20 protein-coding genes are annotated in these 20,637 nt (G+C 62.1%); 14 read left to right on the forward strand and 6 right to left on the reverse strand.

The annotated features are described in order from the left end of the window. Positions 1-95: 95 nt before the first annotated feature. Positions 96-1,247 (reverse strand): murein transglycosylase A, encoded by a 1,152-nt coding sequence (locus OIU19_RS21485; protein ID WP_264236698.1) that lies wholly within the window; start codon positions 1,245-1,247, stop codon positions 96-98. A 115-nt stretch (positions 1,248-1,362) separates the two neighbouring features. Between OIU19_RS21485 and OIU19_RS21490 the strand changes: the two genes are divergently transcribed. Then, positions 1,363-1,809: a cytochrome c gene (locus OIU19_RS21490; RefSeq protein ID WP_264236699.1), complete on the forward strand. Its 447-nt coding sequence runs from the start codon at positions 1,363-1,365 to the stop codon at positions 1,807-1,809. A 209-nt stretch (positions 1,810-2,018) separates the two neighbouring features. Here OIU19_RS21490 and OIU19_RS21495 read toward each other — a convergent pair whose 3' ends face one another. From OIU19_RS21495 to OIU19_RS21515, 5 genes are all read right to left on the reverse strand, one after another. Continuing rightward, on the reverse strand, positions 2,019-2,420 hold the full coding sequence (locus OIU19_RS21495) for a DUF1090 domain-containing protein (RefSeq protein ID WP_264236700.1): 402 nt from the start codon (positions 2,418-2,420) through the stop codon (positions 2,019-2,021). Between the two features lie 141 nt (positions 2,421-2,561). Then, positions 2,562-2,957 (reverse strand): DUF1090 domain-containing protein, encoded by a 396-nt coding sequence (locus OIU19_RS21500; RefSeq protein ID WP_186557556.1) that lies wholly within the window; start codon positions 2,955-2,957, stop codon positions 2,562-2,564. A 60-nt stretch (positions 2,958-3,017) separates the two neighbouring features. Then, positions 3,018-4,691, reverse strand: a complete 1,674-nt coding sequence (ligB, locus tag OIU19_RS21505) for an NAD-dependent DNA ligase LigB (protein ID WP_264236701.1) — start codon at positions 4,689-4,691, stop codon at positions 3,018-3,020. Between the two features lie 144 nt (positions 4,692-4,835). After that, the gene (metK, locus tag OIU19_RS21510; RefSeq protein ID WP_186557554.1) at positions 4,836-6,026 is read right to left on the reverse strand and encodes a methionine adenosyltransferase; all 1,191 of its coding nucleotides are present in this window, start codon (positions 6,024-6,026) and stop codon (positions 4,836-4,838) included. Then, positions 6,023-7,042, reverse strand: a complete 1,020-nt coding sequence (locus OIU19_RS21515; RefSeq protein WP_186557553.1) for a metalloregulator ArsR/SmtB family transcription factor — start codon at positions 7,040-7,042, stop codon at positions 6,023-6,025. Before OIU19_RS21515 ends, metK begins: the two co-directional genes overlap by 4 nt. A gap of 349 nt (positions 7,043-7,391) precedes the next feature. Here OIU19_RS21515 and tkt point away from each other — a divergent pair, with 349 nt between their 5' ends. From tkt to OIU19_RS21580, 13 genes are all read left to right on the forward strand, one after another. After that, complete coding sequence (tkt, locus tag OIU19_RS21520; protein WP_264236702.1) at positions 7,392-9,389, forward strand: transketolase; 1,998 nt, start codon at positions 7,392-7,394, stop codon at positions 9,387-9,389. A gap of 137 nt (positions 9,390-9,526) precedes the next feature. Continuing rightward, positions 9,527-10,588, forward strand: a complete 1,062-nt coding sequence (gene epd / locus OIU19_RS21525; RefSeq protein WP_264236703.1) for an erythrose-4-phosphate dehydrogenase — start codon at positions 9,527-9,529, stop codon at positions 10,586-10,588. A 12-nt stretch (positions 10,589-10,600) separates the two neighbouring features. Then, on the forward strand, positions 10,601-11,764 hold the full coding sequence (locus tag OIU19_RS21530) for a phosphoglycerate kinase (protein WP_264236704.1): 1,164 nt from the start codon (positions 10,601-10,603) through the stop codon (positions 11,762-11,764). 32 nt (positions 11,765-11,796) lie between these two features. Next, entirely contained in the window at positions 11,797-12,015 is a 219-nt protein-coding gene (locus OIU19_RS21535) for a hypothetical protein (protein ID WP_186557544.1), read from the forward strand. Between the two features lie 142 nt (positions 12,016-12,157). Next, positions 12,158-12,487 carry an MliC family protein gene (locus OIU19_RS21540; RefSeq protein WP_186557542.1) on the forward strand — a complete coding sequence of 110 codons (330 nt, stop codon included), beginning with the start codon at positions 12,158-12,160 and terminating at the stop codon, positions 12,485-12,487. A 99-nt stretch (positions 12,488-12,586) separates the two neighbouring features. Further along, a complete protein-coding gene (fba, locus tag OIU19_RS21545; RefSeq protein ID WP_012274520.1) occupies positions 12,587-13,651 on the forward strand; it encodes a class II fructose-bisphosphate aldolase in 1,065 nt (354 codons plus the stop codon). A gap of 216 nt (positions 13,652-13,867) precedes the next feature. Beyond that, positions 13,868-15,988: a bifunctional diguanylate cyclase/phosphodiesterase gene (locus tag OIU19_RS21550; RefSeq protein WP_264236705.1), complete on the forward strand. Its 2,121-nt coding sequence runs from the start codon at positions 13,868-13,870 to the stop codon at positions 15,986-15,988. A gap of 39 nt (positions 15,989-16,027) precedes the next feature. Then, on the forward strand, positions 16,028-16,528 hold the full coding sequence (locus OIU19_RS21555; protein ID WP_264236706.1) for a M48 family metallopeptidase: 501 nt from the start codon (positions 16,028-16,030) through the stop codon (positions 16,526-16,528). A 12-nt stretch (positions 16,529-16,540) separates the two neighbouring features. Continuing rightward, positions 16,541-16,837, forward strand: a complete 297-nt coding sequence (locus OIU19_RS21560) for a winged helix-turn-helix domain-containing protein (RefSeq protein ID WP_264236707.1) — start codon at positions 16,541-16,543, stop codon at positions 16,835-16,837. A gap of 87 nt (positions 16,838-16,924) precedes the next feature. Next, entirely contained in the window at positions 16,925-17,560 is a 636-nt protein-coding gene (locus OIU19_RS21565; protein ID WP_264236708.1) for a transcriptional regulator, read from the forward strand. A gap of 119 nt (positions 17,561-17,679) precedes the next feature. Next, on the forward strand, positions 17,680-18,654 hold the full coding sequence (locus OIU19_RS21570) for a threonine/serine dehydratase (RefSeq protein ID WP_264236709.1): 975 nt from the start codon (positions 17,680-17,682) through the stop codon (positions 18,652-18,654). Continuing rightward, positions 18,651-19,598, forward strand: a complete 948-nt coding sequence (locus OIU19_RS21575; protein ID WP_264236710.1) for an ornithine cyclodeaminase family protein — start codon at positions 18,651-18,653, stop codon at positions 19,596-19,598. Before OIU19_RS21570 ends, OIU19_RS21575 begins: the two co-directional genes overlap by 4 nt. Before the next feature lie 177 nt (positions 19,599-19,775). Next, the gene (locus OIU19_RS21580; protein WP_264236711.1) at positions 19,776-20,513 is read left to right on the forward strand and encodes an ABC transporter substrate-binding protein; all 738 of its coding nucleotides are present in this window, start codon (positions 19,776-19,778) and stop codon (positions 20,511-20,513) included. Positions 20,514-20,637 lie beyond the last annotated feature (124 nt).

The following is a 20,637-nucleotide window of genomic DNA, read 5'->3' on the forward strand; positions in this document are numbered from 1 at the left end:
CGCGGGTAAACCCGCTCCTATAGGCACCCCGTTGACCTTGAAGCCAGCGCAGTCCCTGTGGGAGCGGGCTTGCCCGCGAAAAGGTCACCGCAAAATCAGAGGACTTTCGGCACTTCAGGCAATGGTTTGCCTTTAGGCCAAAGCATCCAGATCTGTCCCTGCTGCTTCATGTTACCCGCTAGTTCACCGGCCTCAGGCCCGGTGCCCCAGAACAGGTCCGCACGCACCTCGCCGGTAATTGCACCGCCGGTGTCCTGTGCGCCCACTGGCCGCACCACTGGCGTGCCGTCCGGGCGCGTGGTGGACAACCACAGCAAGCTGCCCAGCGGAATCACCTTACGGTCGATGGCCACGCTGTACCCCGCAGTCAGCGGCACGTTGAGCGAACCGCGCGGGCCTTCGTTGCTGTCCGGGCGAGTGCTGAAGAAAACATAGCTGGGGTTGCTGGCCAGCAGCTCCGGCACCCGTTGTGGATTGGCCTGGGCCCAGGCATGAATGGCGCCCATGCTCACGTCTTCCTTCTTCAACTGGCCTTGCTCGATCAGCCAGCGACCAATCGGCCGGTAGGGGTGGCCGTTCTGGTCGGCGTAGCCCAGGCGCAACTGCCGGCCATTTTCCAGCTCGACGCGGCCCGAACCCTGGATCTGCAAAAATTGCAGGTCCATCGGGTCGGTCAGCCAGGCCAGCACCGGCGCTTTGACACCGTCGCGATAGATCACCTCGGCAGTGTCGTACGGCTTGAGCACGCGGCCTTCAAGGCGGCCACGCAGGCGTTTGCCTTTGAGTTCGGGATAGATGCTGGTCAGGTCGACCACGATCATGTCGTCGGGAATGCCATAAACCGGCACCTGAGCAGCTTCAGTGCGTTCCAGACTGCCGGGGTAGACCGGCTCGTAATAACCAGTGATCAAGCCATTGGCGTTGTTCTCGGCCGAGCGCAGGCCATACACCTGCAGGTTCTGCTGGAGGAAGGCACGAGCTTGGGCGGCATCGTCCGGAATCCGCTGCGCTGCTTCGCAGGTCGGCGCCCAGACCGGGTCACGCTTGAGCTTCTCGCAGCCATTGCGCCAGGCCACGAAGCCTGCCAGCAAGTCGGCATCGCTGACACTGGGCAGGTCTTTCCAGGTGGCGGGGGCGTAGGTGGCCACGGCATGGGGTTCGGGTTTGGCGCTTTCGCCGCCGTTGCAGCCGGCCAGCAGGGCCAGGGCAGGGAGTGCCCAGGCGAGATGGCGCAGAGCAGATTTCATGGCTGAATCCTTGAACGGGCGAGCGCGTGGCTGCCCCTGTTTTTCGTAAGGGTATTGGTGTTTGTCGAGCAGGCGAGGATACTGTCGGCCCTATTCCGATGCCAATGTGACCGTGATGTTCAAATGTTTCACCGTGCTGCTGCTGGTCAGCGTGTCCCTGGTGGGCTGCGACCGTGTCGATCCTAACTCACCGCTGGGGCAGCGCAAGGCGATCTTCAAGCAGATGCTCAAGACCAGCGAAGACATGGGCGGCATGCTGCGTGGGCGTTTACCCTTCGATGGCGGCAAGTTCGCCGACGGCGCGCTGAAGCTCGATAGCCTGGCCCATGCGCCATGGCAGCACTTCCCACAAGTGCAGGATGAGGGCGACAGCAGTGCCCGGGCCGAGGTTTGGCAGCGGCAGGCGCGTTTTGAGGATCTGGCGCGGCAGTTGGAAAGTGTCACCGCGCAATTGGTAGGTGTGACGCGTACTCAACCGCTGGAAATGGCGCAATTGAAGGCACCGATGGACAAGGTCGAAGCCGCCTGCAAGGCCTGTCATAGCGAGTTTCGCAACCACTGACAGCGCCGTAATGCTGTTCACTTAAGATTCTGGGGCCGCTTTGCGCCCCTTCGCGGCGGTTCGGCGCTCCGACAAGCCCGCTCCCACAGGTATAGCGCCGCTCGGACGGTCGGCGCCGTACCTGTGGGAGCGGGCTTGCCCGCGAAGGGCCGCAAAGCGGCCCCAAAGCAGGCGACAAGGGCCTTAAGTGAACAGCATTACGGTAGGGGCTATTTATCCAGCTCGGCCTGCGCCTGTTTCAGCTCGGCTTCAGATACCGCCAGCTTGCTCTGGCGCTTGGCAATCTTGCCTGGGTCGCCCTTGGCTTGCGCCTGTTTGAGGTCCGCCCGGCGCTCTGCAACTTCAGCCTCGGCCTTGTCGATTTTTGCTTGGCGCTCCGCGCGCAAGCCTTCATCGGTACAGTGCTCGGTATTCTCTTTCAGCGCTTTTTGCAGTCCGCGCACTTCGCCGGAGTTCTGCCGGGATTGGGCTTGCTGCAACTGCTGTTCGATGGCATCACGTTTGGCCGCGCAGCCAGTCAGGCCGGGGCTGAGGATCTGCGCCGCTTGCAGCGAGCCCGCCGGCAAGAAAGCTAAGGTACTCAGCAAGGCCAGGGTAGACAGCTGTTTCATGGGGCCTCCTATACAGGGTAATGGCAACAAAAAGTGTAAGGGCATAGTGCGCTCAACGCTTTGCTCCGTGAACCCAGTAACGGCAAATATGGCCCCTTTTCAGACGGCTCCTACAGCTTTAGTGGCATCGATTGATTGAAATCAACGCTCCAGCTCGTCCAGCGCGCTCTGCAGTTCTTTCTTCGATTCGGCGAGCTTGTCCTTGCGCTTGTTGATCTTCTCGGCATCGCCTTTCTTCATCGCCTTGTCCAGGTCCTTGGTGCGCTGGTTCACTTCATGGCGGGCATCGAGCACCTTCTGCTCGCGCTCTTTGCGCAGGCTGGCGTCGGTGCAGTGCTCGGTGACTTCGCTCAGGGCCTTCTCCAGACCGGCCTGCTGGGCACTGTTGCCGTGGGCGCGGGCCTGTTCGATCTGTTCGCTGATGGCCTGACGCTTGGCTGCGCAACCGGTCAACCCGGGCTGCTGCTCGGCAGCCAGCGCAGAATGGGCGGACAGGCAGAACACGGCGGACAGGGCGAGGGACGAGAGCAGTTTCATCAGGGACTCCATTCGAAGGCAGGGCAACGGAAAATGAAATGCTGCCCTGAACCGGCAAAATTAGAAACCCTTGATTGCGTGCAGGCGCAATTGCGCGGCCAGTATCTGCACGTCGTCATGCTGGAAGAAAGCGCGCAGTTGCTCGGCCCGGCGGCGGCCGATGCCGGGTTGCGCCAACCATTGCTCGGTATTTCTGGCGGCCAGGGTCGACCAGTCGGAACCTAGGTCGAGATCCTTTGGCGCCGGTATACCGATAGCGCGCAACCAGCGTTGGAAGGGTTGTTGACGGGCTTGCTCGAAGGCCTGCAGCAATTGCCCGGCGCGTTTCTCGCCAATCCCAGGGATGCGCAGCAAGTCGGTGCGCGTCAGATTCAGCCAGTCGTCAAGGTTGCCGACCGCAGCGCTGTCGACCAGCTGCGCCCAGGTCAATGAGCCCAGCTTTGCCATGGCCAAGCCCTGCTTGCTGCTGAGCCAGTTCAAGCGGGCGATAAATTGCTCCCTGCAGCTGTCGCTGTCTTGCCAGCAACTGAGAGGGTGATGCCGAGTGGGGACCGGCGCAGCCACAGGTTCACGATGCAAACTGCGATGCACCACGCTGTCCAGGCGGGGGATGGTCAGCCCCGCCAGGCTCACGGCCACCTGGTCGCCGGGGCGTATGTCCAATGCTTGCCAGCGCGAGAGTGATCCCAGGCTGACCAGGCTGATTCGGCGATCATCCAGGATCAGCGGCTCAAGGTGCAGCATGGGGGTGATTCGACCTGTCCTGCCGACCCTGAAGCGAACGTTTCGGACCTCAGCCAGCGCTTGCCTGAACGGGTACTTCCACGCTGCGATCCAGTACGGCGGTTTGGCCCGCCAGCGCGCAGCCGGTGGGCGACGGTCCAGACGCAAGATCACCCCGTCGGTGGCGAAGGGCAGCGGCGTGCGATACCAGCGCTGGCGCCAATCAGCGGCCTGCTCGTAAGTGTCGATGGCCACGCTGTAGCGCTGGCTGTCGGCAAAACCCAGTTCTGCCAGCTTGGCCAAGCGTTCGGCCTGGCTGGCGGGGCCTTGCGGCCAGTCCCAGACGAACAGCCCGATATTCTGCCCTTGCTCGGCATTGATCTGCTTGCGTGCCAGCAACCCGGCGACAGTCCCTCGGGCATTGAGCCCGCCAGCACTCGCTTGTACATGCTTATCCAGCGCCCAGTACAGCTCGCCTTGCAAAACCATATCGAGCGGCTGTGGCAGTTGCCGAGTCAGGCCGCCTAGCGCTGGGATATGCCGGCTCCAGTCGTGGCCATGGATGCCATCGCCCCGGCTAAGCAATTGCCTCAGGCGGCCCTGGCGGAAGACCAGCGATACTGCGACCCCATCGACCTTGGGCTGAATCCAGATGCCCTGCTTGCCACGCATCCAGCCAGCGACCGCCTGCTCGTTGGCCAGCTTTTCGACGCCGGTGTGCGCGACAGGGTGGGGAATCTGGCCGCGAGCGCTTGCCAGCGGGTTATCGATGGTGTTGAGCGAAAAGCAACTTTGTAGCCAGTGAAAGCGCTGCCGGCTCTGGTCGTACAGTTCATCCGTTACCAGCGAAATGCCGTGGCGATGGTAGTGCTCATCCCATTTGGCCAGTGTGGCTTGCAGTTGCTCACTTTCTTGTCGCCCTCGTTCAGCGGACCAGGTAGGGCAGTCGGCAGCGACGGCTGTGGATAAGTAGACGCTAACTAGAAAACCAACGAGCAGCTTGAGCGACATGGCCAGCATCCTTGCATGGCGGTGTGGAATGCTCAGCCTAGGCCGCCGACGGCGGGTTTGCAGGGCGCAGTTGTCAGCCGATATGTCACAAAAAAGCCCCTGCCGATTACGCGGCAGGGGCTTTCGTCTGTAGCTGTAGGACGCTTACAGGCCGGCAGCGTCACGCAGCGCTTGGGCGCGATCGGTACGCTCCCAGGTGAAGGTGGTGAAGGTGTCGTCGCCGACAGTCTTCTGCTGCGGAGTACGGCCGAAGTGGCCATACGCTGCGGTCTCCTGGTACATCGGGTGCAGCAGGTCGAGCATGGTGGTGATGGCGTACGGACGCAGGTCGAAGCACTCACGCACCAGCTGGACGATCTTGTCGTCGGAGATCTTGCCGGTGCCGAAGGTGTTCAGCGAGATCGAGGTAGGCTGCGCCACGCCGATGGCGTAGGACACCTGGATCTCGCAGCGCTCGGCCAGGCCAGCGGCGACGATGTTCTTGGCTACGTAGCGGCCAGCGTAGGCAGCCGAGCGGTCGACCTTGGATGGGTCTTTGCCGGAGAACGCGCCGCCACCGTGACGGGCCATACCGCCGTAGGAGTCGACGATGATCTTGCGACCGGTCAGGCCGCAGTCACCCACTGGGCCGCCAATGATGAACTGGCCAGTCGGGTTGATGTGGAACTGGGTGTCCTTGTGCAGCAGCTCGGCAGGCAGGGTGTGCTTGACGATCAGCTCCATCACCGCTTCCTGGAGGTCTTTTTGCGACACTTCAGGGTTGTGCTGGGTCGACAGGACGACGGCATCGATACCGACTACCTTGCCGCCTTCATAACGGCAGGTGACCTGCGACTTGGCATCCGGACGCAGCCACGGCAGCAGGCCGGACTTGCGCGCTTCGGCCTGGCGCTCGACCAGGCGGTGCGAGAAGCAGATCGGCGCTGGCATCAGCACGTCGGTTTCGTTGCTGGCATAGCCGAACATCAGGCCCTGGTCGCCAGCGCCCTGATCCTCTGGCTTGCTGCGGTCAACGCCTTGGGCGATGTCCACCGACTGCTTGCCGATGATGTTCATCACTGCGCAGGTGGCGCCGTCGAAGCCGACGTCGGAGCTGTCGTAGCCGATGTCGATGATGACTTTACGGACGATTTCTTCCAGGTCGACCCAGGCCGACGTGGTGACTTCGCCGGCGATGATGGCGACACCGGTCTTGACCAGGGTTTCGCACGCGACACGGGCGAATTTGTCCTGGGTGATGATGGCGTCCAGGACCGCGTCCGAAATCTGGTCGGCGATCTTGTCCGGATGCCCTTCGGACACGGACTCGGAGGTGAAAAGGGAGTATTCGCTCATCTCGACGGGTTCCTAAAATTTACCGAATGGTGAGTGTCGCCAGCCGTCCGCTGGAAATGTCGGACCTGAATCTGGAAACCGTTACGCAAGCCCACATAGAGGCTGTCCCCGGGTAGCAGCCCGGCAGCATGGGCCCACTGGGCCAGGTCGTCCTGCTCGAAGCCAAGCCACAGGTCGCCGCAGGCATCGCGCGCCCAACCCTGGTCATGGCTGCACAGCTCGGTGACCAACAGGCTGCCGCCTGCCTTCACCCGTTTGGCCAACTGGCGCAAGGCCAGGGCCGGGTCGCTGAAATGGTGCAAGACCATGTTCAGCACGACGCAGTCGGCTTCCACATCCGTTGCACCCAGTGCATCGGCCAACTGCAGATTTACATTACCCAGGCCTTCACGTTCGCAGACCTGGCGGGCCAGCTCGAGCATGGTCGAGCTGTTGTCCATGGCGGTGACCTGGGCGAAGCGGCGGGCCAGGTCAGGCAGGAAGCCGCCGTCACCGGGGCCCACTTCCAAGGCGCTGGCGGCAGGCCCGAAACTCAGCTTGTCGAGCAGCGCCAACAGGCTTTCGCGGTACTGCGGCAGACCGGCGATCAGGTCTTGCTGGGCGCGAAACTTCTCTTCTACACGCAGGAAAAAGTCCTGGCTGGTGGCCGCGCGGCGCTGCTGTACTTGAGCGATGCGCGCCTGCACATCCTCCGGCAGGGCCAGGTCGTCGACTTCTTCGAGCAGGGCGCTGTGCAGGCGCCCGCCCGGACGCAGGCTGTCAGGCAGGGCGCGGCGGTAGAAGATGGCATTGCCTTCGCGGCGGGTGGCGACCAGGTCGGCCTGGGCCAATACCTTCAAGTGGTGGCTCATGCCCGATTGGCCGATGTCGAAGATCTGCGCCAACTCCAGCACGCCGAACGAGTCACTGGCCAAGGCGCGCAACACATTCAGGCGTAGCTCATCGCCACTGGCTTTGCACAAGGCAGCCAATGCGTCGCTTCGCTGAACGGGAATGGGTTGGGCGCGTAGGTTCATAGCGCGGCAGTCTAGACAGGCATCGTTGCCCTCGCAATAGCAATATCAAAAAGTTTTGATATTGCAAGACGTACGGTTTGCTGGCCGCGCGAGCGGCCGCTGTGAGCAAAGAGAGTGGGGCAAGCCCGCTGCCACGCAGTACAGGCTCCCACGCAGTACAGGCTTGCTGAAAATACTCCGCAGAGTCTGCCCGGTATCGGTTTGCACCAGCGTTTTTCATGAATTGCCCCCTAAACACAGGAAAAATACCCAACTGCGACCATCCGTCATTGCCCCCAGGCCGCCTGTGGGGGAAAATGGCCGCCTTTTTGCGTTCCACTACTTATTCAAAGCCCCAGGAGACTTAGCGATGCCCAGCCGTCGTGATCGTGCCAACGCCATTCGTGCCCTCAGCATGGATGCCGTGCAAAAGGCCAACAGCGGCCACCCAGGTGCCCCTATGGGCATGGCGGATATCGCCGAAGTGCTTTGGCGCGACTACCTGAAGCACAACCCGAGCAACCCGAGCTTCGCTGACCGTGACCGCTTCGTGCTGTCCAACGGCCACGGCTCGATGCTGATCTATTCGCTGCTGCACCTGACCGGCTATGACGTCACCATCGACGACCTCAAGTCGTTCCGCCAGCTGCACAGCCGCACCCCAGGCCACCCGGAGTTCGGCTACACCCCAGGTGTCGAAACCACCACCGGCCCGCTGGGCCAAGGCCTGGCCAACGCCGTAGGCTTCGCCCTCGCCGAGAAAGTGCTGGCTGCCCAGTTCAACCGTGAAGGCCACAACATCGTCGACCACAACACCTATGTGTTCCTGGGTGACGGCTGCATGATGGAAGGCATTTCCCACGAAGTCGCTTCGCTGGCCGGTACCCTGGGCCTGAACAAGCTGGTCGCCTTCTACGACGACAACGGCATCTCCATCGACGGCGAAGTGCACGGCTGGTTCACCGACAACACCCCAGCGCGTTTCGAAGCCTACAACTGGCAGGTCATCCGCAACGTCAACGGTCACGATGCCGACGAAATCAAGATGGCCATCGACACCGCTCGCAAGAGCGACCGTCCGACCCTGATCTGCTGCAAGACCATCATTGGTTTCGGCTCGCCGAACAAGCAGGGCAAGGAAGACTGTCACGGCGCGCCGCTGGGCAACGACGAAATCGCCCTGGCCCGCAAAGAGCTGAACTGGAACCACGGCCCGTTCGAAATCCCTGCCGACATCGCTGCCGAGTGGGATGCCAAAGCCGCCGGTGCCAAGGTCGAAGCCGAGTGGAACCAGCGCTTCGACGCTTATGCCGCCGCCTTCCCGGAACTGGCCAGCGAGCTCAAGCGTCGCCTGAGCGGTGATCTGCCAGCTGACTTCTCGGAAAAGGCCGCTGCCTACATCGCCGAAGTCGCAGCCAAGGGTGAAACCATTGCCAGCCGCAAGGCCAGCCAGAATGCCCTGAACGCCTTCGGCCCCCTGCTGCCTGAGTTCCTCGGCGGCTCGGCTGACCTGGCCGGCTCCAACCTGACCCTGTGGAAAGGTTGCAAGGGTGTCGAGGCCAATGACGCCAGCGGCAACTACGTGTTCTACGGCGTGCGTGAATTCGGCATGACCGCGATCATGAACGGCGTTGCCCTGCACGGCGGCCTGGTACCTTACGGCGCGACCTTCCTGATGTTCATGGAATACGCCCGTAACGCAGTGCGCATGTCGGCGCTGATGAAACAGCGGGTGATCCACGTCTACACCCACGACTCCATCGGCCTGGGCGAAGACGGCCCGACTCACCAGCCGATCGAGCAGCTGACCAGCTTGCGCAGCACGCCGAACCTGGACACCTGGCGCCCAGCCGATGCGGTCGAGTCGGCCGTCTCCTGGAAAGCCGCACTGGAGCGCAAGGACGGCCCATCGGCGCTGATCTTCTCCCGCCAGAACCTGCAACATCAGGACCGCGATGCCCAGCAGATCGCCGACATCGCCCGTGGTGGCTATGTGCTCAAGGACTGCGCAGGCGAGCCTGAGCTGATCCTGATCGCCACCGGTTCCGAAGTGGGCCTGGCGGTGCAGGCGTTCGCCAAGCTGACCGAGCAGGGCCGCAAGGTGCGCGTCGTTTCGATGCCAAGCACCAGCGTGTTCGACGCCCAGGACGCTGCCTACAAGCAATCGGTACTGCCGCTGCAAGTCGGTGCCCGCATCGCCATCGAAGCTGCCCACGCCGACTTCTGGTACAAGTACGTAGGCCTGGAAGGCCGCGTCATCGGCATGACCACCTACGGCGAATCGGCTCCGGCCTCGGCGCTGTTCGAGGAGTTTGGCTTCACCCTGGAAAACATCCTGGGTACTGCTGAAGAGCTGCTGGAAGACTGATGTAAAGTCTGGGGGCTTTGCCGCCCCCTTCAATCGCGGGGCAAGCCCGCTCCCACGCCAGCTCGCGAATACTGGCTGGCGTGGGAGCGGGCTTGCCCCGCGATGGTCATACACCGCTTTCGATACGTGAGCCCGGCATGCCCCATCCGCGTCCCTACAAAGTTGCACTCAACGGTTACGGCCGCATCGGCCGCTGTGTCCTGCGCGCACTGGTCGAGCGAGGGGCGAAGGCGGGCTTCGAGATCGTTGCACTGAACGATCTGGCCGATCAGGCCAGCCTGGAATACCTGACACGCTTCGACTCCACCCACGGGCGTTTCCCCGGTGAGGTGAAGGTCGACGGCGATTGTCTGCATATCAATGGCGACTGCGTGCAGGTTTTGCGCAGTGCCACCCCTGAAGGGATCGACTGGGCCGCCCTGGACGTCGACCTGGTGCTCGAATGCACCGGCGCCTACAACACCCGCGCCGATGGCCAGCGCTTCCTCGATGCCGGCGCGCCTCGGGTGCTGTTCTCCCAACCGATGGCCAGCGAGGCGGATGTCGATGCCACGGTGGTCTATGGGATCAACCAGGATTGCCTGACCGGCGCCGAGCGGCTGGTGTCCAACGCCTCCTGCACCACCAACTGCGGCGTGCCGCTGCTGCGCGTGTTGGACCAGGCCTTTGGCATCGAGTACGTGCAGATCACCACGATTCACTCGGCGATGAACGACCAGCCGGTGATCGACGCCTATCACCACGAAGACCTGCGCCGCACCCGCTCGGCATTCCAGTCGGTAATTCCGGTGTCTACTGGCCTGGCCCGTGGCATCGAGCGTCTGCTGCCGGAACTTGCCGGGCGAATTCAGGCCAAAGCGGTACGCGTGCCGACCGTCAACGTGTCGTGCCTGGACATCACCTTGCAGACCGCTCGCGATACCACGGCGGCCGAGGTCAACCAGGTGCTGCGCGACGCCGCCGTGAGCGGCCCGTTGCAGGGGCTTCTGGCCTACACCGAGCTGCCGCACGCCAGCTGTGATTTCAACCATGACCCGCATTCGGCCATCGTCGATGCCAGCCAGACCCGCGTTTCCGGCCCTCGCCTGGTGAACCTGTTGGCCTGGTTCGACAACGAATGGGGGTTCGCCAACCGTATGCTCGACGTTGCTGACCACTATCTGCACGTCGTCCACCAAACCCGCACCAAACAGCCCTGAAGGACTGCATTCATGACCGTGTTGAAGATGACCGACCTCGACCTGCAAGGTAAACGCGTACTGATCCGCGAAGACCTCAACGTGCCTGTGAAGGACGGTGTGGTAGCCAGCGATGCGCGTATCCTGGCTGCGCTGCCGACCATCAAGCTGGCCCTGGAAAAAGGCGCCGCGGTAATGGTCTGCTCGCACCTGGGTCGTCCGACCGAGGGCGAGTTCTCCGCCGAGAACAGCCTCAAGCCCGTCGCCGACTACCTGAGCAAGGCCCTCGGCCGCGAAGTGCCGCTGGTTGCCGACTACCTGGACGGCGTCCAGGTCCAGGCCGGCGAGCTGGTGCTGTTCGAGAACGTGCGCTTCAACAAAGGCGAGAAGAAGAACGCCGACGAGCTGGCGCAGAAGTACGCCGCCCTGTGCGACGTGTTCGTCATGGACGCCTTCGGTACCGCCCACCGCGCCGAGGGTTCGACCCATGGCGTGGCCAAGTTCGCCAAAGTCGCTGCTGCCGGTCCGCTGCTGGCAGCCGAGCTGGACGCCCTGGGCAAGGCCCTGAAAGCCCCGGCCAAGCCGATGGCAGCCATCGTCGCCGGCTCCAAGGTGTCGACCAAGCTCGACGTGCTCAACAGCTTGAGCAACGTCTGCGACCTGCTGATCGTCGGTGGCGGTATCGCCAACACCTTCCTCGCCGCAGCTGACCACAAGGTTGGCAAGTCGCTGTACGAGCCTGACCTGGTCGACACCGCCAAGGCCATTGCGGCCAAGGTCAATGTGCCGCTGCCGGTGGACGTGGTGGTTGCCAAGGAGTTCGCCGAGAGCGCCCAGGCCACCGTCAAGCTCATCACTGAAGTCGCTGACGACGACATGATCCTGGACATCGGCCCGCAAACCGCCGAACAGTTCGCTGAGTTGCTCAAGACCTCCAAGACCATCCTGTGGAACGGTCCGGTCGGCGTGTTCGAGTTCGACCAGTTCGGCAACGGCACCAAAGTGCTGGCCAAGGCCATTGCCGATAGCACGGCATTCTCCATCGCGGGCGGTGGCGATACCCTGGCAGCCATCGATAAATATGGCGTTGGCGGCGATATCTCCTACATTTCTACCGGTGGCGGTGCGTTCCTCGAATTCGTCGAGGGCAAGGTTTTGCCCGCCGTAGCGATCCTGGAAGAGCGGGCCAAGGCCTGAGCATGAAGGCGCGCGGCAAAGGGAGCGACCGAATGGTCAAGCAATTGCCTGTGATGATCGTGGCGGGGCTGCTGAGCGCTTGCTCCAGCGGTCCGGCTGCGGACGCCGAACCGTCGCAGTCGCCCCAGGGCGGCTGCTATCAGTCCCAGTGGCAGGCGGAAACGGTGCCGGTGATCAACAAGCGCTTGGGCCCGGATGGCCTGGAAAAGTACGACGACGAGCACCAGCGCAAGGCGCCGGGTTGCCCTTGATCGGGTGACGAGCAACCAACTGGACCTTTCGTGGTCTTGGACAAAGGGGCCGCGGTGCGGCCCTTTGCGGGCACAGCGCTGACCTGTAGGAGCGGGCTTGCCCGCGAAGGGCTGCACAGCAGCCCCAATTCGAGGAAACTGAATGAAAGCGCTCATGGCCTTTGCGGCCCTGGCGACACTGGCAGGATGCTCACTGCTGCAGCCGGCGCAACCCGCCCCGGCAGACAACTGGACCCGCTGGGTCTGCGATACCCAGACCGAGGTGCTCTGGCGCTTTGCCGACGCAACCCAGGATTCGGTCGACGTACGCCTCGGCGGCGGCGACCAGGTCTACCGGCTCAAGTCCGAGCCGGGCGCTTCCGGCGCACTGTACAGCGACGGCGTGCTGGCCCTGCACACCAAAGGCGATGAAGGCCTGGTGTACTGGGTAGCAACCAACGATCTGATTGGGCGGGGCTGCAAGGCACCGTGACTGGCCGGGCCGCCATGGTGGCCCACACTACTTGAACAGCAACCGCCCCTGCGGCAGGCTTGCACGAAACAACGACGCTTGTCGGGAGAGAGATACACAATGGCACTCATTAGCATGCGCCAGATGCTGGACCACGCCGCCGAGTTCGGCTACGGCGTTCCAGCTTTCAACGTCAACAACCTCGAGCAGATGCGCGCCATCATGGAAGCCGCCGACAAGACCGACTCTCCGGTCATCGTGCAGGCCTCGGCCGGTGCTCGCAAATACGCAGGTGCGCCGTTCCTGCGCCACCTGATCCTGGCCGCGATCGAAGAGTTCCCGCACATCCCGGTGTGCATGCACCAAGACCACGGCACCAGCCCGGACGTCTGCCAGCGCTCGATCCAGCTGGGCTTCAGCTCGGTAATGATGGACGGCTCGCTCGGCGAAGACGGCAAGACCCCGACCGACTACGAGTACAACGTGCGCGTCACTCAGCAGACCGTCGCCATGGCGCACGCCTGCGGCGTTTCGGTGGAAGGCGAGCTGGGCTGCCTGGGTTCGCTGGAAACCGGCATGGCCGGTGAAGAAGACGGTATCGGCGCCGAAGGCGTTCTGGATCACAGCCAGATGCTGACCGACCCAGAAGAAGCCGCCGACTTCGTCAAGAAGACCCAGGTCGATGCCCTGGCCATCGCCATCGGCACCAGCCACGGCGCCTACAAGTTCACCAAGCCACCTACCGGTGACGTACTGGCGATCGACCGCATCAAGGAAATCCACAAGCGCATCCCTAACACTCACCTGGTGATGCACGGTTCTTCCTCGGTACCGCAAGAGTGGCTGGCGATCATCAACCAGTATGGCGGCGACATCAAAGAAACCTACGGCGTACCGGTTGAAGAAATCGTCGAAGGCATCAAGTACGGCGTGCGCAAGGTCAACATCGATACCGACCTGCGTCTGGCCTCGACCGGTGCCATGCGTCGCCTGATGGCGACCAACCCGAGCGAATTCGACCCACGTAAGTTCTTCGGCGAAACCGTCAAAGCCATGCGCGACGTCTGCATCGCCCGTTACGAAGCCTTCGGCACTGCCGGTAATGCCTCCAAGATCAAACCGATCTCCCTGGAAGGCATGTACCAGCGTTACCTGAAAGGCGAGCTGGCTGCCAAGGTCAACTGATCCGCACCCGTGCAGGAAAAACCCGCAGAGATGCGGGTTTTTTTATGGCTGCTGTTTAGCGCCATCGTGGAACAAGACCGGGCACGACCGTTAGTCGGTTTGGGCGAAGATATCCGACTGATAGCGTTCTGATTGCATTGCACCCGGCCAACCCCCGTCTAGAGTAGTTAATCGGATCCAATTGGTAGTGGCAGTCGCGCTTACAAGAGAAGCAGCATGGATGAAGCTCAACCCAATGCCCCGGATGGCCGATCCGTTCTGCTGGTTGTCGACGATTACCCGGAGAACCTGATCAGCATGCGGGCGCTGTTGGCCCGGCAAGACTGGCAGGTGCTCACCGCAAGCTCAGGGATGGAAGCCTTGAGCGCATTGCTGCAGCATGACGTGGACCTGGTCCTGCTGGATGTGCAAATGCCCGAAATGGACGGTTTCGAGGTGGCCCGGCTGATGCGCGGCAGCCAGCGAACCCGGTTGACGCCGATTATCTTCCTGACCGCCAACGAGCAGTCGCAAGCCGCGGTGCTCAAGGGCTATGCAGCAGGTGCGGTGGATTACCTGTTCAAACCCTTCGATCCGCAGATCCTCAAGCCCAAGGTGCAGGCGTTGCTGGAGCAGCAGCGCAACCGGCGCATGCTGCAACGCCTGACCCGCGAGCTGGAAACGGCCAGGGCGTTCAATGCATCGATTCTGGAAAACGCGGCCGAAGGCATTCTGGTAGTGGATGAGGCTGGCACCATCGGCTTTGCCAACCCGGCCATCTCGCGCTTGCTCGAAACGCCTGTGGATAAGTTGCAAGGCGCGCATGTGCTCGACCTGGTGCGATTGGTAACGGCCTGCCTCTGGCGCGAGTCAGAGTTTTATCAGGCGTACTTGGCCCGGCAGATCTTCCGCGTGCATGATGCCCAGCTGCGTACCCTCGGCGGCCAGTTGGTGCCGGTAGCGCTGTCCTGTGCACCCTTGCCGGCGGAGCAGCGCGCCATGGTGGTGACGGTGCTGGATATGTCGGTAGTACGCAGCCTGCACCAGCAATTGGAATACCAGGCGGTCACCGATCCGCTCACCGGCCTGCTCAATCGCCGCGGCTTCTATCAGGCCGCCGAGGGTGCGCTGCTGCGCAGTGAGCGCTCGGACAAAGCCCAGGCATTGATGTACATGGACCTGGATGGTTTCAAGCGGATCAACGACTCGCTAGGTCATGAGGCCGGCGATGAGGTGCTGCGCCGGGTCGGCGAACAACTCAAGGACTGCCTGGGCAGCGAGGCCTTGCTGGCGCGCATGGGCGGTGATGAATTCACCGCGTTGTTCGATGGCTTGCCCTACCCGGAGCGGGCCGGGCGGTTTGCCGAGCAGGTGATCGAGCGCCTGTCGATTTCTCATCAGGTCGAGGGTGTGGATGTCTGCCTTGGCGTCAGCATCGGCATCGCCACCTACCCCGATTGCGGCGGCACGGTCGAAGGCTTGATCCGCGCGGCCGACACCGCGATGTACGCCGCCAAGCAAGCCGGTCGCCAGCAGTATCGCTTCTACGATCAGGAGCTCAATGGGCGGGCCCGGTCCCGCTTGATGCTCGAAGACGGGGTGCGATCGGCCATCGAACAGAAGGACTTCAGCCTGGTGTTCCAGCCTCAGGTGGCGTTCGCTGACGGGACATTGCGCGGCTTCGAGGCGTTGCTGCGCTGGCAGCACCCAAGCGTCGGCGACGTTCCGCCTGCGCTGTTCATTCCCTTGCTCGAGGAAACCCGTCTGATCAGCCGGCTGGCCAGCTGGATCTATGATCAGGGCGCCGCTCAGCGCCAAGCCTGGAATGAGCACTTCGCGCCTGAGCTGGTGCTGAGCATCAGCCTGAGCCGGATTCAGTTCGCCATGCCCAACCTGGTCGACGAGCTGCGCCGGGTGATCGAGGAGCACGGCCTACAACCTGCGCAGCTGGAGGTCGAGGTGGCGGAAACCTCACTGATCTACAACATCGATGCGGCGATCAAGCAGGTCAAGCGCTTGCACGAGCTGGGCGTACGGGTGGCGCTGGACGACTTTGGCGCGGGTGAGTGTTCGTTGCGCATGGTCCGCGACTTGCCGATCGATACCCTCAAACTCGACCGTCATCTGGTCAGTCGATTGCCGGACTCGGCGGGTGATGCCGCGCTGGTGCGCAGTGTCATCGGCTTGTGCGCCGACTACGCCATCACGGTGATCGCCGAAGGCGTGGAGACCGCCGCCCAGGCCGCCTGGCTCAAGGCCAATGGCTGTGCCTATGTGCAGGGCTTCTTGGTGGCGCGGCCGATGACCTGCGCCGATGCCAGCGGCTTCCCGGCGATTTTCCCCTGGCCACGGTCATGATTGGCTAGAATCGCCTCTGCTTTCAGCGACCGCCGTGCCATGACCGAATTACGCTACTTGCAAGCCTACCCACCGCACCTGCAGGAGCAGGTGCGCCAGATGATTGCCAGTGACCGCCTGGGCGATTACCTGCGCCAGCGCTATCCAGGGCGCCACCAGGTGCAGAACGACAAAGCCTTGTATCTCTATGCCCAAGCGCTCAGGCAGGCCTATCTGCGCAGCGCGCCGAACCTGGATAAAGTGCTGTTCGACAACCGCCTGGACCTGACCCACCGTGCCTTGGGGCTCAATACCGCGGTATCGCGAGTGCAGGGCGGCAAGCTCAAGGCGAAAAAAGAGATCCGCATTGCGGCATTGTTCAAGGAAGCCGCGCCGCAGTTCCTGCGCATGATCGTCGTGCACGAGTTGGCCCACCTCAAGGAGCACGACCACAACAAGGCCTTCTACCAGCTGTGCCAGCACATGGAGCCGGACTACCATCAACTGGAATTCGACCTGCGCGTCTACCTGACCTACCGGGAGCTGCCGGGCACCACGTAAGGACCACCCAGCATGGATGTAAGCAAGACCAAGAGCAGTTTCTACCGTCGCCTCTACGTGGCCTGGCTGATCGACAGCCAGACCGCGACCAGCGTTCCCGCCTTGATGGAGGCCACTGGCATGCCCCGGCGCACCGCTCAGGACACCATCGCGGCCCTGGCCGACCTGGACATCGTCTGCGAGTTCGAGCAAGAAGCGGGTGCGCGCAACCATGCTGGGCACTACCGTATCCATGATTGGGGTGCGATCGACAAGCAGTGGATCATTCAGCACCTGCGCAAGATCCGTGAGGTGTTGCGGTATCCCTGAGCGCTATTGGCCGTTTGGGGTGGCGTCGCTTCGCATCGTTTTCTCGCTCGTTTAGCATGTTGCTCTTCACGCTCAGGAATTTCCCAGATGTCGGCAAAACGCCAGGCCCTCGGCCCCCGCTTCATCAACTACGCCGCGATGGCCGACGGCGTCGCGACTTTGTTGTTCCCTCACGCCGAGGTGGTTGTGCATGACCTGGGCAGCCAGACCATCGTGCACATTGCCAACAATATCTCCAAGCGTCAGCTGGGCGATGATTCGTGCCTGGAGGACCTGCCCGCAGACCTCGATGGCGCGAACCGCCTGGGCCCCTACGAGAAACTCAACTGGAACGGTCAGAAGATCCGCTCGATCAGTAGCGTAATGGTAGATGAGGCGGGCAGGCCGGAAGCACTGCTGTGCATCAACTTCAACATCGGCGTGCTAGAGCAAGCCAAACACGCGTTGGAGCTTTTTTTCCAATCAAGCCGCCTACTGCCGCAGCCTGAAGCGTTGTTCAGGGACGATTGGCAGGAGCGCATCAACACGTTCCTGCATACCTGGCTGGCGCAGCGAAATCAAAGTCTGAACTCGCTTGATCGTGAGCAGAAACGTGAGTTGGTCGAAGCGCTGCACGGGGAAGGAGCGTTCCGCGGCAAAAGCGCTTATGACTACGTGGCCAACGTTCTCGGTATGGGCCGTGCAACGGTATACAAGTACGTCAAGCTCATCCGCGAGAGTTGACGGACTCAATCAGTCTGTCTGTGCATGCTTGTATTTTGTAGAAATTAATTCTACTGTGGATTTAATTTCTATATAAAGGGGCCGTGTGCGCGGCTTCCTACGTGCCAGAGGCTTCGCTGATGACCAACGTTCCTTCCCTTGCCGACTTGCAGCAGGCGATCCGCCAAGCGCACCAGGTGCTGCGCCCTCAGGTGGCGGTTACACCGCTAAGCCATAGCGCCAGGCTTTCAGCCATGACTGGGTGTGAGGTGTATCTTAAATGCGAGCATTTGCAGCACACTGGATCGTTCAAGTACCGCGGCGCCAGTAACAAGCTGCGCTTGCTGGATGCCGAGCAGCGGCGGCTTGGCGTGATCACTGCGTCCTCAGGCAACCATGGCCAAGGCTTGGCCCTGGCGGGCCGCGCATTGGCAGTACCAGTGACGGTCTTCACCACCCGTGACGCCTCGGTCTACAAACTTGAGGCCATGCGCACGTTGGGCGCCGAAGTTTGCTGCCTGGACCTCGACCCGCTTGGCGTCGAACTGGAGGCAGGGCGTCAGGCGCGCTTGCAGGGCAAGCCGTTCGTCTCTCCCTACAACGACTTCGACATCATTGCCGGGCAAGGCACCGTCGGCATGGAGCTGTTCGAGCAACTGCCTGAGTTGGACGCCGTGTTCGTAGCGGTGGGGGGCGGCGGTTTGATCTCGGGCATCGGCGCCGCGCTGCAAGGTCTTGCGCCGCGTACCCGGATTATTGGCTGCTGGCCGGCCAACGCGCCGACGTTGCAGGCCTCGCTGCAGGCGGGACGGATCATCGACATGCAAGAGCAGGAGACCCTATCCGACGGTACCGCAGGCGGTGTTGAGCCAGACAGCATCACCTTTGGCCTGTGCCAGCAACTGTTGAGCCAAACCGTGCTGGTCAGCGAGGCTGAAATCAAGGCAGCCATGCGGGATGCCGCCAGTTGTGAGCGCTGGATCATCGAGGGTGCTGCTGGCGTCGCACTGGCTGGAATGAAAAAACTTGCCGAGGAGTATCGTGGCAAGAAGGTCGCGGTGGTGCTGTGCGGACGCAATATCGTTTTGGAGAAATTCCTCGAGGCCATTGCATGAAGGTTTTCGACAAGTCGGCGATCATGGCGGCGCTAGACGTCGAGCTGGCCCTGCAGCGTCTACAAGAAGGCTTCATTGCCTACTCTGCGGGCAAGGTTCAGGTGCCGCCGGTTCAGACCTTCAGTTTTACCCAGGCCAATGGTGATTGTTGCATCAAGTCGGCCTTTATCGAGGGCAGCGATACGTTCACGGTGAAACTGTCCACCGGTTTTTACGATAATCCTGGCAAAGGCCTGGACAGTAACGATGGGCTGATGCTGGTGCTCAGTGCTCATAGCGGCCAGCCGTTGGCACTGCTTGCCGACCAAGGTTGGTTGACCTGCATGCGCACCGCGCTGGCCGGTCGAATCGTGGCCAAGCTGCTGGCGCCGAACCAGGTCGAAGCGATTGGTATCCTGGGCACTGGCATGCAGGCGCGGCTTCAGCTTGAACAACTGATGAGCGTTACTGACTGTCGTCAGGTCGTGGTCTGGGGGCGTAGTGAGCCAGGGCTGCAGCGCTATCATGCGTTTGCCGAGACCCTGGGCTTCGCGGTACGGGCTGTGAGTGAGCCGCAGGCAGTCGCTGAGGCGGCTAATCTGATCGTCTGCGCGACCCCCTCGCGTACAGCGCTGCTCAACCCAGAGTGGCTCCAGGCGGGCACCCACATCACCGCGGTCGGGGCCGACTGCCCCGGCAAGCAGGAGCTGGATCCGGCAGTGGTCGCCAGCGCGCAGCGAATCATCGTCGACTCTGCTGCCCAATGCAGTCAGTACGGCGAGGTGTCTCACGCCTTGAAGGCTGGGCTGATTACCCACGACCAGCTGACCGAAATCGGCGTTGTACTCGCCGGACATGCCCCAGGGCGAGAAGCACATGAGCATTTGACCTTGGCTGACCTGACCGGCGTAGCCGTGCAGGATGCACAAATCGCCTGCAGCGTTTTCGAGAAACTCGTACGTTGATAGCCAGGGCTCGCGACGAGTCTGGCAATTGCTTCAAATCATCCTTGATGGATTTCGGCCAAAATAGAGGCTATTTGACATTATTGTCGGCTGCGACCGGCTTTCGCCTTTGTGTACTCTGCCAAGCCTGTAGTGATGAGATCGCGCGTGAGCCCCTAATTGCGAAAGGACTTGAGCATGCGGCCACTGCTTTGTGTTGTTGGATTGCTGACGGTAATGCTGCTGCCCGCAGCATCGGCACAGGACAAGCTACGCCTGGTGTCCGACAGCTGGCCGCCTTTCACCGATACCGGCATGCCCGGCGGTGGCCTGGCCACCAGCATCGTCACCACCGCCCTGATGCGTGCGGGATATGCCAGCGAGTTCGAGGAGGTGCCTTGGGCCAGGGCGCTCAAGGGCGTGGCTGATGGTCGCTACGATGTGCTGGTGAATGCTTGGTACAACGACTCGCGCGCGCTGATCGGGCAATTTTCCAAAGCCTACCTGACCAATCGGATTCGCCTGCTCAAGCGCCAGGGAGATAACTTTAGCTACAAGCGCCAGGCCGACCTGTATCCCTATTCGATTGCGGTGGTGCGCGATTATGCCTACTCACCGGATTTCGACAGCGATACCCGCTTGAGCAAAGTGCCTGTGCGTAATTTCTCATCTGCCGTCCGCATGCTGGCCGCAGGGCGGGTGAAGTTGGCAGTTGAGGACGAGTATGTGGCCCGCTACAACTTGCAGCGCGAGCCACAGCAGGTGCGCGACGCGGTGAGCTTCGTCGAACCGCCGCTGGGGGAGAACAGCCTGCATATCCTGGTGAGCCTCAAGCATCCCCAGCATCAGCAGATCGTGCAGCGGTTCGAGCGTGCAATCGTGGCGATGAAGGCCGATGGCAGTTATGCCCGGCTGTTACGCCAGCATGGGTTCTGAGGGGGCGGTGCAGGCCTTATCGCGAGGCAAGCCCGCTGCCACGAGAACAATTGATCACCCTGAAGGGTTGCAAGCCGCGCCCGAGGGGACAATTGATCAGGCCTGAATGGGCAGCCGCCAATCC

This window comes from Pseudomonas sp. BT-42-2 (assembly GCF_025847435.2).
Classification (GTDB): domain Bacteria; phylum Pseudomonadota; class Gammaproteobacteria; order Pseudomonadales; family Pseudomonadaceae; genus Aquipseudomonas; species Aquipseudomonas urmiensis.